The organism is Sphingomonas daechungensis, assembly GCF_014489495.1.
Lineage (GTDB): Bacteria > Pseudomonadota > Alphaproteobacteria > Sphingomonadales > Sphingomonadaceae > Sphingomicrobium > Sphingomicrobium daechungense.
Window position 1 is genome coordinate 960,439 of the sequence record NZ_CP060780.1, and the last position, 13,527, is coordinate 973,965.

The 13,527-nt window shown below is 63.3% G+C and carries 14 protein-coding genes and 2 pseudogenes; 6 read left to right on the forward strand and 10 right to left on the reverse strand.

Going from position 1 to position 13,527, the window contains the following annotated elements; genetic code table 11:
• Positions 1 to 15 precede the first annotated feature (15 nt).
• From H9L15_RS17085 to H9L15_RS18625, 6 genes and pseudogenes are all read right to left on the reverse strand, one after another.
• Positions 16 to 1,029, reverse strand: coding sequence for a M20/M25/M40 family metallo-hydrolase (locus H9L15_RS17085; protein ID WP_223276524.1), 1,014 nt, complete (start codon positions 1,027 to 1,029; stop codon positions 16 to 18).
• The gene (locus tag H9L15_RS17090) at positions 1,026 to 1,349 is read right to left on the reverse strand and encodes a protease-associated domain-containing protein (protein ID WP_223276525.1); all 324 of its coding nucleotides are present in this window, start codon (positions 1,347 to 1,349) and stop codon (positions 1,026 to 1,028) included. Before H9L15_RS17090 ends, H9L15_RS17085 begins: the two co-directional genes overlap by 4 nt.
• A gap of 310 nt (positions 1,350 to 1,659) precedes the next feature.
• Positions 1,660 to 2,660: pseudogene (gene galE, locus H9L15_RS05060) on the reverse strand (UDP-glucose 4-epimerase GalE).
• A 43-nt stretch (positions 2,661 to 2,703) separates the two neighbouring features.
• The gene (locus H9L15_RS05065; protein WP_187715397.1) at positions 2,704 to 3,549 is read right to left on the reverse strand and encodes a class I SAM-dependent methyltransferase; all 846 of its coding nucleotides are present in this window, start codon (positions 3,547 to 3,549) and stop codon (positions 2,704 to 2,706) included.
• 24 nt (positions 3,550 to 3,573) lie between these two features.
• On the reverse strand, positions 3,574 to 4,026 hold the full coding sequence (locus H9L15_RS18620; RefSeq protein WP_262984918.1) for a DUF4403 family protein: 453 nt from the start codon (positions 4,024 to 4,026) through the stop codon (positions 3,574 to 3,576).
• Between the two features lie 109 nt (positions 4,027 to 4,135).
• Positions 4,136 to 5,074 carry a DUF4403 family protein gene (locus tag H9L15_RS18625; RefSeq protein WP_262984919.1) on the reverse strand — a complete coding sequence of 313 codons (939 nt, stop codon included), beginning with the start codon at positions 5,072 to 5,074 and terminating at the stop codon, positions 4,136 to 4,138.
• A gap of 148 nt (positions 5,075 to 5,222) precedes the next feature.
• Here H9L15_RS18625 and H9L15_RS05080 point away from each other — a divergent pair, with 148 nt between their 5' ends.
• Positions 5,223 to 6,389, forward strand: coding sequence for a M14 family metallopeptidase (locus tag H9L15_RS05080; protein ID WP_187715399.1), 1,167 nt, complete (start codon positions 5,223 to 5,225; stop codon positions 6,387 to 6,389).
• Positions 6,389 to 7,080 (forward strand): annotated as a pseudogene (gene gpmA, locus H9L15_RS05085) (2,3-diphosphoglycerate-dependent phosphoglycerate mutase). The gene H9L15_RS05080 and the pseudogene gpmA overlap by 1 nt, the downstream one beginning before the upstream one ends.
• Here gpmA and H9L15_RS05090 read toward each other — a convergent pair.
• Positions 7,077 to 7,655 (reverse strand): GGDEF domain-containing protein, encoded by a 579-nt coding sequence (locus H9L15_RS05090; protein ID WP_187715400.1) that lies wholly within the window; start codon positions 7,653 to 7,655, stop codon positions 7,077 to 7,079. The pseudogene gpmA and the gene H9L15_RS05090 sit on opposite strands and share 4 nt — an antisense overlap.
• 130 nt (positions 7,656 to 7,785) lie before the next feature.
• On the opposite strand from H9L15_RS05090, the gene purE reads away from it, so the two are divergent.
• From purE to H9L15_RS05110, 4 genes are all read left to right on the forward strand, one after another.
• On the forward strand, positions 7,786 to 8,268 hold the full coding sequence (gene purE, locus H9L15_RS05095) for a 5-(carboxyamino)imidazole ribonucleotide mutase (protein WP_187715401.1): 483 nt from the start codon (positions 7,786 to 7,788) through the stop codon (positions 8,266 to 8,268).
• Positions 8,265 to 9,326, forward strand: a complete 1,062-nt coding sequence (locus tag H9L15_RS05100) for a 5-(carboxyamino)imidazole ribonucleotide synthase (protein WP_187715402.1) — start codon at positions 8,265 to 8,267, stop codon at positions 9,324 to 9,326. The genes purE and H9L15_RS05100 overlap by 4 nt, the downstream gene beginning before the upstream one ends.
• Positions 9,323 to 10,051: a glutathione S-transferase family protein gene (locus tag H9L15_RS05105; protein WP_187715403.1), complete on the forward strand. Its 729-nt coding sequence runs from the start codon at positions 9,323 to 9,325 to the stop codon at positions 10,049 to 10,051. The genes H9L15_RS05100 and H9L15_RS05105 overlap by 4 nt, the downstream gene beginning before the upstream one ends.
• Positions 10,052 to 10,150: 99 nt before the next feature.
• Entirely contained in the window at positions 10,151 to 10,603 is a 453-nt protein-coding gene (locus H9L15_RS05110; RefSeq protein ID WP_187715404.1) for a hypothetical protein, read from the forward strand.
• Between the two features lie 390 nt (positions 10,604 to 10,993).
• On the opposite strand, the gene H9L15_RS05115 is transcribed toward H9L15_RS05110, so the two are convergent.
• From H9L15_RS05115 to H9L15_RS05125, 3 genes are all read right to left on the reverse strand, one after another.
• Positions 10,994 to 11,449, reverse strand: a complete 456-nt coding sequence (locus H9L15_RS05115; protein ID WP_187715405.1) for a hypothetical protein — start codon at positions 11,447 to 11,449, stop codon at positions 10,994 to 10,996.
• A gap of 749 nt (positions 11,450 to 12,198) precedes the next feature.
• Positions 12,199 to 12,918 (reverse strand): anti-sigma factor, encoded by a 720-nt coding sequence (locus H9L15_RS05120; protein ID WP_187715406.1) that lies wholly within the window; start codon positions 12,916 to 12,918, stop codon positions 12,199 to 12,201.
• The gene (locus H9L15_RS05125) at positions 12,915 to 13,427 is read right to left on the reverse strand and encodes a sigma-70 family RNA polymerase sigma factor (RefSeq protein ID WP_223276526.1); all 513 of its coding nucleotides are present in this window, start codon (positions 13,425 to 13,427) and stop codon (positions 12,915 to 12,917) included. Before H9L15_RS05125 ends, H9L15_RS05120 begins: the two co-directional genes overlap by 4 nt.
• Between the last annotated feature and the right edge of the window lie 100 nt (positions 13,428 to 13,527).

Here is a 13,527-nt window from a genome sequence, read left to right on the forward strand (position 1 = left end):
CCGCTGGTCGCGCGCTTAAGCGAAAACGGGCTTCGCCGTCAAGGTGCAGCGCTCAGCGGCGGGCCTTCGGCTGGCCCGGGCATAGGTCTCGCCGAAATAGTCCCCGGCGTACCACATCGGCCTCCGCTCGCCGTCAGCCATCGCCCTGGCAATGCGATAATTGAGTTCCGCAAACTTCGCGCCCGCGTCCCAGCGAATCGCCTGGCCGAGGTCGTCCTTCACGGAATGATACGTTTCGCCCAGGAACTTCTGCCACAGTGGCCGCCCGCCATTTGCATAGCCTGTCATCAGGAACACGGCGGGCACGCCCTGCTTCGCGAACGGATAATGGTCGGAGCGGACGAACAGGCTTTCCTGCGGCATCGGATCCGGAGAGACCGCGACGTTCATGCCCGCCCCGGCCGCGGCGACAGCCCTTGCGGTCGTCGAATGCTTTGCGCCGAAGGCCACGACGTCGGTGAAATCGTAGAGGAGCAGCGGCATGTCGAGGTCGACAAGGCCGACGATCTTGTCCGCGGGTACCGTCGGATGCGACGCGAAATAACTGGCGCCCAGGAGGCCGTATTCCTCGCCCGTATTGGCAATGAACATCACGGATCGCCGCGGCGGCTTGCCGGAATCGACGAACTCGTGCGCCGCCTCCAGCATCGTTGCAACGCCGGCCGCATTGTCGAGCGCCCCATTGTAGATCGCGTCTTCACCTGGCTTGGCGTCCGCCCTCACCCCCAGATGGTCGAGGTGCCCCATCAACACGACATGCTCGGCGGCCAGCTTGCGATCCGACCCCGGCAGCACTGCGACGACTTCAGGGCTCGTGAAGTCCTCCCAGTTCGATTTCGCGGTAATCGAAAGGCTGGCCGGCAGCGGGAAGCCGCGAACCTTCTTTCCGGTCGCGACGTCCGCCCGGATGGCTCGCAACTGCCGTGGAGCCCGCTCGAAAATCCGCTCGGTGACCTCCGATGAGACGGCGATCGATTGCGCCGACGATGCGCGGCTCGAACGGCCTTGCGAATCCACCCAGTCGATCACCGGCCGCTTCGAAAAGCGCTGGATATCCCCGCGATGGTTGAAGAATCATCGAGCACGATAATCCCGAGGGCACCCTGCTCGCCCGCCGTTTGGGCCTGAATCGACGCGAGGTGCGCCGCCACATCGGTGGGAACGCCCGGCAGCCGGTCCGGCAAGGCGACCACGATCTTCCCGCGAACGTCGAGGCCGGCATAATCGTCGACGCCCAATTGCTTGTCGCAGATGCCGCGCCCGACAAATACGAGCGGCGCGCTCAGGCTGACGTCGTGGCTGGTGACGCTCGGCCTGATGGCTGCGTTCTTTCCGGTGACGAGCGGCATTTTCTTGCCGTTGACCGTAAGCGTAATGGAGGCAGGGCGTCGAACGTTGCCTTCCGGAATGGAACGTCGATGAAATAGCTGCCGTTCAGTCCGCCGGGCTTCAGCCCGAGTTCTCGGAACTCCGAGGCCACGTAGGCGGCCGCGATCCGGTGTCCCTCCGACCCCGTGTCACGGCCCTTCAATAAGTCGCTCGCCAGGAATTCGACGTGCGCCCGAACGCGGTCGGCGGCGAGATCACGTTCTGCGGGCTTGGCAGGCGCGGCGCCAACCAGCAGCGCCGCAAACGCTGCGACCCAAACGGTCCTGGACTTCATTCCCAGTTCCGGGACTGCAGCTTCCTCTCCCATTCGAGAGCATGGGTCAGGATCGTGTCGATGTCGGCATAACGCGCCGACCAGTCGAGCGTGCTCAGCAGCGCCTTGTTGGACGAGATGAGGTTGGGTGGGTCACCCGCGCGGCGGCCCTTGATCTCGCGCCGGATCGGCTTGCCGGTCACGCGCTCCAGCGCGTCGAGCACCTCGATGACCGACAGCCCGCGCCCGTAGCCCAAGTTAAGGACGAGGTTCTCCTCAGGCTTTTCGATTAGCCGCTCGAGTGCTTTCAAATGCGCCGCCACCAGGTCGCTGACGTGGATGTAGTCGCGCACGCAACTGCCGTCCTCGGTCGGATAGTCGGTGCCGTAGACGTCGATATGGTCACGCTTCCCGACGGCCGTCTCGACCGCGACCTTGATCAGGTGGGTCGAGCCCTTGCCGACCTGGCCCGAGCGGCCCTCGGGATCGGCGCCGGACACGTTGAAATAGCGAAGCGCCGCGTAATTCATCGGATAAGCAGCCGCCGAATCCTCGAGCATTCGCTCGGTCATCAGTTTCGATGCGCCGTAGGGATTGATCGGGATCTTCGCGACGCTTTCGTCGACCGGCACCCGCTCCGGCTCTCCGTAGACGGCTGCGGTCGAGGAAAAGACGATGTGGCGGACGCCCGCATCGATCGCGGTCGAGACGAGCGCGTGGCTGGCGACCGTATTGTTGCGGTAATAGTCGAGCGGCTTCTCGACGCTCTCAGGCACCACGATCGACCCCGCGAAATGCATGATCGCGCCGATGCCCTGCTCGGCAATAATGCGCTGAACGAGCTCACGGTCCGCGACATTCCCTTCGTAGAAAGGGACGTCGTCGGGACGAGATATTTGGTCCCGGTCGAAAGGTCGTCGATTACGGCAACGGTCCAACCCGCGTCGCGCAGGGCAAGGACCGCATGGCTGCCGATATATCCGGCTCCGCCGGTCACAAGCACAGGAACTTTGGACATGCGCGGCAATCGCTAGCCGAGGCTTTGGCGCGGCGCCAGTGCCCTACGCCGTTGGTTTCACGAACTTAAGCGTCATGCGGTCGCTTTCGCCGATCGCCAGGTACTTGTCGCGGTCCTGGTCCTTCAGCGCCAGCGATGGCGGCAGCGTCCACACGCCTTCCGGCCAGTCGGTCGTGTCCTTCGGATTGGCGTTGATTTCCGACGAAGCGATGAGCTTGAAGCCCGCGGCCTCCGCGAGCCGGCGGACGGTCGAAACCTTGATGTAGCCGCTGCTGCGCTCGCGCTCCTCGCTGGCCGATTCCGGCAGCCGGTGATCGACGATGCCAAGGACCCCGCCGGGTTTCAGCATCGCAAACATCTGGCGAAAGGCTTCCGCGCTGTAGTCCTGCTTGTCGTCGCGGCGGTACCCCATCCGCCAGTTATGGACGTTGCGGAAGGTCAGGACGACATCCGCCGTGCCGTCCGGAAGACGCTTTGCAGCCGAATCAAAGGCCGGGAAATCGACCGCCTCGATTCCACCGTAAAGCTTGGCATCGGCCTGCTGCAGCTTGGCAAGGCCGCTGCGTCCCCAATCCGGCGCGCCGGCGTATAGCTTGCCTCCGCCAGCTGCGAGGTAGGGCGCGAGGATCTCGGTGTACCAGCCGCCGCCAGGCCAGATCTCGACAACCGTGTCGCCTGGATCGACCTCGAAGAAGTTCAAGGTCGCCGCGGGATGCCGATACCGATCGCGAACGACGTTCGCCGGAGTCCGGCTTGGACTGGCGACGGCGGCTTCGATCTTCGCAAGCCGCTCGGACGAAGCTGCCTGCGAAGGAACGGGAGCGGTCGCGACTTGCGACGAGGCGGCAATCAGCAATGAAGCGACGGACAAAGCGACGTAAGCAATCATGAGAACTCCCTTGCTCTAACTCAGCTATCTCATCGGCTGGTACTTGATCGTCCCGCTTCCGGTTGCGCGGACAGGAAGGAACAGGCCTTGTCCCGTCGCTTCGATCCGGCCGGATTCGACCTTATCGATCTGCGCCGAGACGACGACATCGCCCTGCCGCCGTTCCTGAATCGCCTTCCGGGCGGCGGCGATGACATGATCGTAGTCCTTCGCGAAATCCTCGGTAAGCGCAGCCTGGACGGTCCCGATCATCGTCGGGTCGGTGAACAAGCGGATTGCAAGATTGACGGCCGCATTGCTGGTGTCGCCGGCAATGGCCAGATCATGAACGCTCAGGACCGCGGAATTGGGTTCGTTGAACAAGGTTCCGGTCAGCCAGACGACGGCGCTCGTCCTGGTTCGCGGCTTGCCGACCAGTTGCGCGGCCAGGTCGATGCCGACAGCAACCCTGCCGTTCTCGGTCGCATAGACGGTCACCTTCTGGAACGTCGCATCGACAGCGCCGACGTTTCGAATATTGATCCCTTGGCCGCGCGCTTCTGCAGGGCGCGGAGGATGACGGGCTCAATTTCTCCATAGTCCGCGATCACTGGCGTGTTGAAGACGATCCCGACTTCCTTGAGGCCGTTGGCCGCGGCGGGAGCGGCGTCGGGACCGGGTCCGTCGGCCGTTCACCAACGAAGGTCTCGGTAAGGAGCTGCGCCGCGATGGTCAGCGTAATGTTCGTCTTGTTGGCATTGTAGCCGACAACGCCGAGCTTTTGCGGCGATACGCGCATCCAGGCGGGCGGATTCTCGCGGTTGAGAAGGATGGTCGTGAAGCCCCCGCCCCAGATTTGCGCGACTTGGGGCCGGACATTCAGCTTCTGAAGCTCGGCCGGCAGCGACTTCTCGAGCCCGGCAACGACTCCGGTCAGCCGGGAATCAGCCTGCTTTATGAAGGTGATCCGCCGGCCGAGCAGGTCGATTCCAGGCGGGTTGGTCCAGTTGTAAGTGATGTCGAGCTTCGCCGTCGGCGTCCAATCGCTGCGCATGCCCAGGCGAACGCTGGCGGTGACGTTGACGGCGCCGGTGGCGGTCTCCTGCCGAATGATGCCGCCGACGTCCCTGACGCTCACCACCGCCGAAACCGGCATGGTCATCTGCAGGATCTGACCCTGTCCGCTCAGCCGGATCGGTCCACGGACCGCACGGCCGACGATCTGGCAACCGAGGTTGGGCGTAACCTTCAGCCCCTTCCGCCCGAAGATCTTCACGCCAAGCACCTTGCCGCCCTTGAATGCGCGCTGCGCCGGAACGCATGCATCCTCATACTGATTAATGTTCCAGAGGACGGTCGGAGCAGCCCGGTTCAGGGCCGCCTGAACATCGGCCATCGGCACCACGATCGGGGCTTCGAGGGTGGAGATCAGCTTCGGCAGTTCCGCCTTGGTCTCCACCTTGGGTGGAGCCTGGATCTCAATCGTCCGATTGCACGAGGCGAGCGCGCACGCCAGCAGTGCGAGCACTCCACACCGCGCGATCATGCCCTCATTGAAAAGAAGCCCCCATTGCGGATTGCTTAGGGGACTATCCCATTGTCGCCAAGCACATGCGCTCTGGAAGACGGTTTGCTTGATGGACAGGCTCACACTATCAGCGGCGCCGATTACCGGCATTTTTCAAGAAGGTCTCATGGCACTCACGATTTCGAGCGCATTCGATGCAGGAAACATCCGCGTCGCGAAGCAGGACGGCAACACGGTCGATCTCGAGATCGTCAAGGACCACATGTCCGACTTCTACCAGTGGTTCTATTTCCGCCTTGCTGGCGGCGAGGGCCGCGAAGTCACGCTGCGGATCACCAACTGCGCGGACTCCGCCTATCCGAACGGTTGGCCGGACTACAAGGCGGTCGTCTCGAACGATCGCGAAGAGTGGCTGCGCGTCCATGATACCAGCTATGCCGATGGCATCCTCACCATCCGCTTCACGCCGGCAACCGACTGCGTCTGGCTCGCCTATTTCGCGCCATACTCGATGGAGCGTCACCACGACCTGATTGCGACGTACGCATCGCTTCCGGTCGTTGAGTATCGTTCGCTCGGCAAGTCGATCGACGGACAGGATCTCGATTGCCTGACGATCGGCGACGGCGATCTCACCGTCTGGCTCTACGCTCGCCAGCATCCCGGCGAGAGCATGGCCGAATGGTGGATGGAGGGCGCCCTCGAGAAGCTCACCGATCCCGACGATCCCGTCTCGCGCGTGCTTCGCCGCGACTGCACCTTCCACATCGTTCCGAACATGAACCCGGACGGGTCGAAGCGCGGCCATCTGCGCACCAACGCCGTGGGCATCAATCTCAACCGCGAATGGCATGCGCCGACGGCCGAAAAGAGCCCTGAGGTTCTCTACGTCCGCAATGCGATGGACGAGACAGGGGTCGATTTCGCGATGGACGTCCACGGCGACGAAGCCATCCCGGCGAACTTCCTCGCCGGGTTCGAAGGCATCCCGTCGCTGACGGATCGCCAGCTCGGCCTGTTCAAAACGTTCTCCGATAATCTCGAGCGCATTTCGCCCGACTTCCAGACCCGCCAGGGCTATGAGGTTCCTCCTCCCGGCCAGGCCAACATGTCCATGTCCACCACCCAGCTTGCCGAGCGCTTCGGCTGCGTGTCGATGACCCTAGAAATGCCGTTCAAGGACAATTTCGACCTGCCCGACCCGCTCTACGGCTGGAGCCCGGAGCGGTCGAAGTTCCTGGCTTTCGCCTGCCTGGAAGCGCTCCACGCGACGCTTCCCGACCTCTCGAAGGCAAAGGCGGAGAAGCCCGCCAAGGACAGGGTCGACGCCTGATGCCAACGCTTGTCCTGCTTCGCCACGGCCAATCGCAATGGAACCTGGAGAGCCGATTCACCGGTTGGTGGGACGTCGATCTTTCCGCGCAGGGCGTCGACGAAGCGCGCGCTGCCGGCAAATTGCTGAAGGACCGCGGCTATGAGTTCGACCGCTGCTTCACGAGCGTCCTGACCCGTGCCATCCGCACGCTTCACCTCGTCCTGCACGAGCTCGACAGCCTGTGGCTGCCGGTCGCCAAGGACTGGCATCTGAACGAGCGGCACTATGGCGGGCTGACAGGGCTCAACAAGCAGGAGATGATCGACAAGGTCGGGGCCGAGCAGGTGAAGATCTGGCGCCGCTCCTACGATATCCCACCGCCCCGCTCGCCGACGATAGCGAATATGCCGTCGGCAATGATCGGCGCTATGCCGGCATTCCGGTGCCAAATACGGAAAGCCTGAAGGACACGATTGCCCGCGCATTGCCCTACTACGATGCGGAGATTGTCCCGGCGCTGCGACGTGAGGAGCGCGTGCTGGTCGCGGCGCACGGCAATTCGATCCGCGGCATCATCAAGCATCTGTCGAACATCGGCGACAATGAAATTGTGGGTGTCGAGATTCCGACCGGCCAGCCGCTGGTCTACGAACTCAACGACGACCTGACAGTCCGCGATTCCTATTATCTGAGCGAGCGCGCGGCTTAGGCCGCGGCTTTTTGCCGATACATGGCAAGGTCGGCCCGGGCCATGACCGCCTCCGGCTGATCGTTCGGCTCGATTGCTGAAATGCCGATGGCCACGCTCAGCGGCAGGCACGTACCCTGGAAGCAGAACTCGCAATCCGCGATCATCGAGACAAGGCGGTCGGCCGTCTCCGAAGCTCCAACTTCGTTGACCCGCTCCAGCAGGATCCCGAACTCGTCGCCGCCCAGCCGGGCCACGCAGTCGCTCTTCCTGACGCCCTTCGCAAGCATGTCGGCAACCTGCATGAGCGCTTCGTCGCCGGCCTGGTGACCGAAGGTGTCGTTGATCATCTTGAGGCCGTCGATGTCGACGAACAGCATGGCTGCGCTGTCATCGTAGCGGCTGACGCGGTCGATCGCCGCTTCCAGGTGACGCATGAATCCACGCCGATTCGGCAGGTCGATCAGCACATCCTGGTAGGCGAGGCGATCGAGAAGCTCGACGCGCTCCTGCAGTTGCGCGATCTCGGCCTTGAGGCGCCGCACCTCTGCAAGCAGGGTGTCAGGATCGGTCACGTCGATGACCACATCGTTCATAGGAGCCCGAGATTCCCCTTAAGAGCGAAAAACATAATCTGATTCGGCCTCGGGGAAAATACCCATGACTGGACGATGCGATGGCGTGTTCCTAAACGACACAATTGCTGAGGCGGAGGGAAGCAGGGGAATGTCGCAGCCGCTCGTCGGTATCATCATGGGCAGCAGCTCGGACTGGGAAACGATGCGCCACGCGGCCGAGACGCTCGACAAGCTCGGGGTCGCTCACGAGACGAAGGTCGTTTCCGCCCATCGCACGCCCAAGCGCCTCTACGATTATGCGTCGACCGCCAAGGAGCGCGGCCTCAAGGTCATCATCGCCGGTGCCGGCGGAGCCGCGCATTTGCCGGGCATGGCCGCCTCGATGACCAGCCTTCCCGTGCTTGGCGTTCCTGTCGAAAGCCAGGCCTTGAAAGGCATGGATAGCCTGCTCTCCATCGTTCAGATGCCCGCCGGCGTCCCTGTCGGCACCCTGGCCATCGGCCGCGCCGGCGCCGTCAATGCCGGCCTGCTCGCGGCCTCGATCCTTGCGACGATCGACGACGATCTTGCGGCGCGTGTCGAGCGGTATCGCGAGGAGCAAACCCAGGCGGTGGTCGAATCGCCGGAATGATTGCCCCGGGCTCGATCATCGGGATTGTCGGCGGCGGCCAGCTCGGCCGGATGCTGGCGGTCGCCGCGGCCCAGCTCGGTTACAAATGCCACATCTTCGACCCGCACGAACGGCCCTGCGCGGCAGATGTCGCCGCTGGCTTTACCAGAGCAGCGTACGACGACACCGCGGCCCTCGCAGCTTTCGGGCAGGCGGTCGACATTGCGACCTACGAGTTCGAGAACCTGCCCGTCGAACCGCTCAGGGTCCTCGGCGACAAGCTTCGGCCGGGCACCAAGTCGCTCGCCGTCGCCCAGGACCGCGCGGAGGAAAAGGCCTTCATCGAGGCCACCGGAGCCCGTGTCGCCCCTTGGCGCTCGGTCTCCAGCTTCGAAGACGTCGAAGCCGCGGTCGCCGAGCTTGGCGTCCCGATCGTGCTCAAGACCCGCCGCTACGGCTACGACGGCAAGGGCCAGGCCTGGATCCGCTCACCGGAGGAGGCAGCGGCGGCGTGGGACGCGATTTCCCACGAGCCCGCGGTTGCCGAAGCCGGCGTCAGTTTTGCCGCCGAGTTCTCCGTCATCGTCGCACGTTGGGCCGACGGCCGGACGACCTTCTGGGACAGTCCCGACAACGCCCACCGCGAGGGCATCCTGCGCACGTCGACCGTTCCCAGCGGCGATCTCATCGCTGGCCAGACCGCCGAAGCCCGCGCGGCCGCAGCCAGCGTTGCCGAAGCCCTCGGCCACATCGGCGTCCTGACCGTCGAATTCTTCGCCAGCGCCCATGGCCCCGTCGTCAATGAGATCGCTCCGCGCGTGCACAACAGCGGCCACTGGACGATCGAAGGTGCGGTCACGTCGCAATTCGAGCAGCACATCCGTGCCGTCTGCGATCTTCCGCCCGGCTCGACCGACCTCGCCGCGGCAGCCGTGGCCATGGACAATCTCATCGGCGACGAGGTCCACGGCTGGCGGGATCTGCTCGCGGACCCGAATGCCCACGTCCACATCTACGGCAAGGGCGAGGCCCGCCCCGGCCGCAAGATGGGCCACGTCACAAGGTTGACGCTCAAATGAAGATCATCGGCAGCTTCGTCAGTCCCTATGTCCGCAAGGTCCTCGCCTGCCTTCACCTCAAGGGCCTCGCCTACGAGATCGACCCGATCACGCCGTTCTTCGGCAATGACGAGTTCCGCCGCCTGAGCCCGCTGAGCCGCATCCCGGTCCTGATCGACGGCGACTTCACCGCGGGCGATTCCTCCGTCATCTGCGCCTACATCGACGAGGCTTACCCGGGGCCCCCGCTGCTCCCCTCCGATCCCAAGGACCGCGCCCGCGCCCGCTGGTTCGAGGAATATGCCGACACCCGCCTCGGCGACGTCTTCATCTGGAACCTGTTCTATCAGAAGCTCGTCCACCCGATGGTCTGGGGCGAGCCGGGCGATCAGCAGCGCATCGACAAGGCGTTGGCCGAGGACATCCCGGAAGTCATGGACTATCTGGAAGGCCAGCTTCCCGAGAGCGGCTGGCTGTTCGGCGAGTTCGGCCTGGCCGACATCGCGATCGCTACCTTCTTCCGAAACGCCGCCTACGTCGACTACCATCCCGACCCGGCGCGCTGGCCGAAGGTTGCGAGCTTCGTCGATCGCGCACTCGCCCACGACGCCTTCGCCGCCACCAAGCCGTTCGAAGACATCCAGCGCGGCGTCGACATCAAAGGCCGCCGCCAGGCACTCCTCGACGCGGGGCACCGCTCACCAGTGAAACGCTCGGGACTCCGACGCCTCGCAAGGGAAAGATGACGCTTTGAACGCAGCAATAGGAACCGCGACCCCACGGCCTTGGTTCAGCCTTTCCATGGCGTTGCGTGCATCCGCGTTGCTCATCGGCAGCCTGTTCCTGTGTTCCGCACCGGCGGCGAAGGCCGAGCGGCTCCCCTACCCCTCCGCTTCTTCGAAGGCGCGACGGAGATGGTGAGCACCGTCGATCTCATCACCAGGGAACCCTACAAGGCACGCACCATCGGCCAGGGAAAGATCCAGCCGGACGGCTCGCTCGTCCTGGTCCAGCGCGTCGAGGATGAAGGCAAGAAGCCGTACCAGCGCCGCTGGCACATGAAGCAAGTCGCCCCGGGCCGTTACGTCGGAACGATGAGCGAGGCGCGAGGGCCGGTCACCGCCGAGGAAGTCGGCGACCGCTTCCGATTCCGCTTTAAGCTGAAGGGCGGCGTCTCCGTAGAACAATGGATCATTCCACTGGCCGGAGGCCGCGCCGCCCACAGCCTGATCACCATCAAGAAGCTTGGCATCAAGGTCGGAAGCTCGACCGGCATGATCACAAGGTCGCTTCGCTAGCGGCCACTAAGTCGCGAAATCGGACGTTAGCGCCGACGCCGCCAAAACCCTCCTGACCGCTTGCCCCAAGAGTGGTACAATGCGCGCCGCTAGATATGCTGAGGAGGCGATCGTGAACGCGATCATGGCCGTGGCAATCACCGCAAACCAGCTGGGATTGCGTAAAAGCAAGAAACCCGTCGCAAGGCCTGACCCCAAGAAGCGCTGAGCCGGTTCGCGAACATTGGCGATGACTGCGGCGGGCAGCTAGCGGTCCAGAATGCTGCCCTCTGCCGGATCTAGCGGCAGGTTTCGACCCAAACCTGCCGGTAGGCCTCCTGCCCGCTTTGATCAATTGAGTCTTTGGAAGCGAATAGATCGGGGCAGAAGCGCCTCTCTGCCCCCAATCTCCTACTTCGATGGCATGAACGTCACTTCACGCATCAGATATTCACCCGTTATGTCCCGCAAATTGGGATAGACGGTAGTGGTGGTACTTCGGGTTGGGGCTTCGTTTGCCGTTCCCCACTCTCGCATGAACGCTTCGTAGCGAGCCTTATTTGGCGCCAGATCGCTGGTGTTGGCGAACGTTGTAACTAGCATGACATTGAACTCGCCGCCGTTCGGCAGGTCACTCACATACACATGATAGTCCTTTATATGCCCAAGCCGCTTTGAAGCTGCGCTGCTGGCTACCCAGGTCTGGCGGATACCCTGTAGGTAGTCTTCGACCATGTTCTCCTTCACCTTGATCGTGGAGACATTCGAGACGGTGTCGCTCACAGTGTAGTCCGTATAAGGCTTGAGCTGAGCTGATGCGGGCGTTGCAAGCGCAACGGCGAGGCCAAAGGCCAGTAACTTCTTCATCGGATTGTTCCCTGTATCTAGCTGTCTAGCTAGGAGGCGAACCGGCGGTTCGCTGGAGCGGCCCAACCACATGGGCGCGGACGGACAGGTGGAAAGTCGTTCCTGAAGCAACGAAGCGCGCTTTCCGCGGAATAAGCAATAGCGCGAGCGATATAACTACCCAGCCGGATTATCCATCTTGGTCGGGTGGGCTCGCATCAGGACCGCGGACTCGATTTTGATCGCTGTCAAGGTCGCGGGGTCGTACGTCGGTTGCGTGCGGCCAGTGGTCAGAATTGCTTCAGCCAGGCCGGCGAATTCAAACCCACGATGCACCGAGCCAAGTTAAGGGAGCTTATGTCCGCTTTCCACCCAAACCCGCCGCGACCGTATTCGACCCAAAGCGGACACTAGGCTGGCAAAGAGATCAGGAACGGCCCGGACAGCTGGGGGCCATCCGAGCCGGGACTGTCTCTCCCCTCCTGGAATCGACACTCCGAGCGGCTGCTTACGTAAACGTCAGAGTTTCACAAGCGCGAAGCAGCCAGTGTCAGCTTTCGACCCATTTCGGACTCCCAACTGCGAGCCAAACCAACCCCCATCCGTGCTTGATCTCCGGCATATCCCGCCGGGCGTCTGCGACCCGTTCCTGCCATTGGGCAGGCATCTGCCGCTGAAAATTTTCCAACGCCTTTGTTCGACGCGTGAAAACCGAACCGAGCTAGAAGCCTTATTCAGCGCGTCGTCGATTGGTGTTTCTTGTATCCGGATCAGGCAGGCTTCAGCGGGCCGGAAGCCACGACCGGGCCGGTCGGCGCACCCGTCGGAGAGCCACCGCGCGGTTCGACGGAGATAGCAATCGTCGCGCCTTCCTGAAGCAACTTGGCGAGCGCTTCGGCCAGCGTGACGTGTGACTGATCAGAGCCCGGCAAGGTTCCGAGCGAGACCGGCTTGCCGCCGGCCGGGATTACCCAAAGCTCATGCGAGTGGGCGGGATCGCCGGAAAGCTTTCCGGACACCACGGTGATCAATTGACGGCGGTCGGGGTCCCAATTCGCGACCACTTTCGCTTCCTGGGCATCGCCGAGGACTGCCACCATCGGCTCAGCCGGAACGGCCCGGACCGGGACCGGGACCGGCGGCCGGAACACCAGGAAAAGAGCAAGAGCAGCTGCAATGCCGGTCATCCCAAGCGCCGAACCGCGCCAGATCGACACCTTTCGCCGCAAAGCGACCACATTGCCGGACGCGCCGGTGTGGCCAACGTCAGCGGTAATCCTCGACCAGAGCATGCGGGGCGGCGCGACCTCTGACACCTCCTCGTACAGGCGAGTGAACCGGCCAGTCCAGCGTTCGACATCTGCCCGGAATTCGGCATCCGAGGCGTCAAGGTCGCGGGCGCGGCGCAGGTCGTCCCCGGTAAGCGCGCCCAACGCATATTCACCAGCGAGGATGTTGCGGTCATCCATGTCTGTGCGGTCGTCGCTCATCGTTCCAGACATCCGCGAAGTCGCTGGAGGCCGCGCCGGATCCAGCTTTTCATCGTCCCAAGCGGGACACCCTGCCGTTCCGCGAGCTCAGGATAGGTCGCGCCATCCAGGAAAGCCGCCCGGATCATGTCGCGCGTACGCTGTTCAAGCTCGTCGAGGCAGCCGGCCAGCCGCTCGGACTCCTGCCGATCCTCGATCACATCGATCGCGGACAGACCCCCGTCGGCAATACCCTCGGCCGCACCGACATCTTCGCTGTTCGGAAGCCGCTGCCTCAAACGGTCGATGGCCTTGTTTCGTGCAACAACTGCGAGCCAGGTGATCGGGCTCGCCTTGTCGCCGTCGAAGGTCGCCGATTTCTGCCAGACTTTCACGTAGGTGTCCTGAAGCACATCCTGGGCTTCGGCCTCATTGCCGAGCAGCCTTAGGCAGATCCCGTAGAGCTTCCCAGAAGTCCGGCCATAAAGCGTTTCGAACGCCTGCACGTCGCCGTCCGCGGTCGCCAGCATCAGCGCTCTCAGTTCGTCCCTTGCGGGGCCGTCGTTTACGCCACGATTCATCGTAATGGTCATGCCCGATCCCGGTCCCTACTGATAGGGCCGGCGGGAA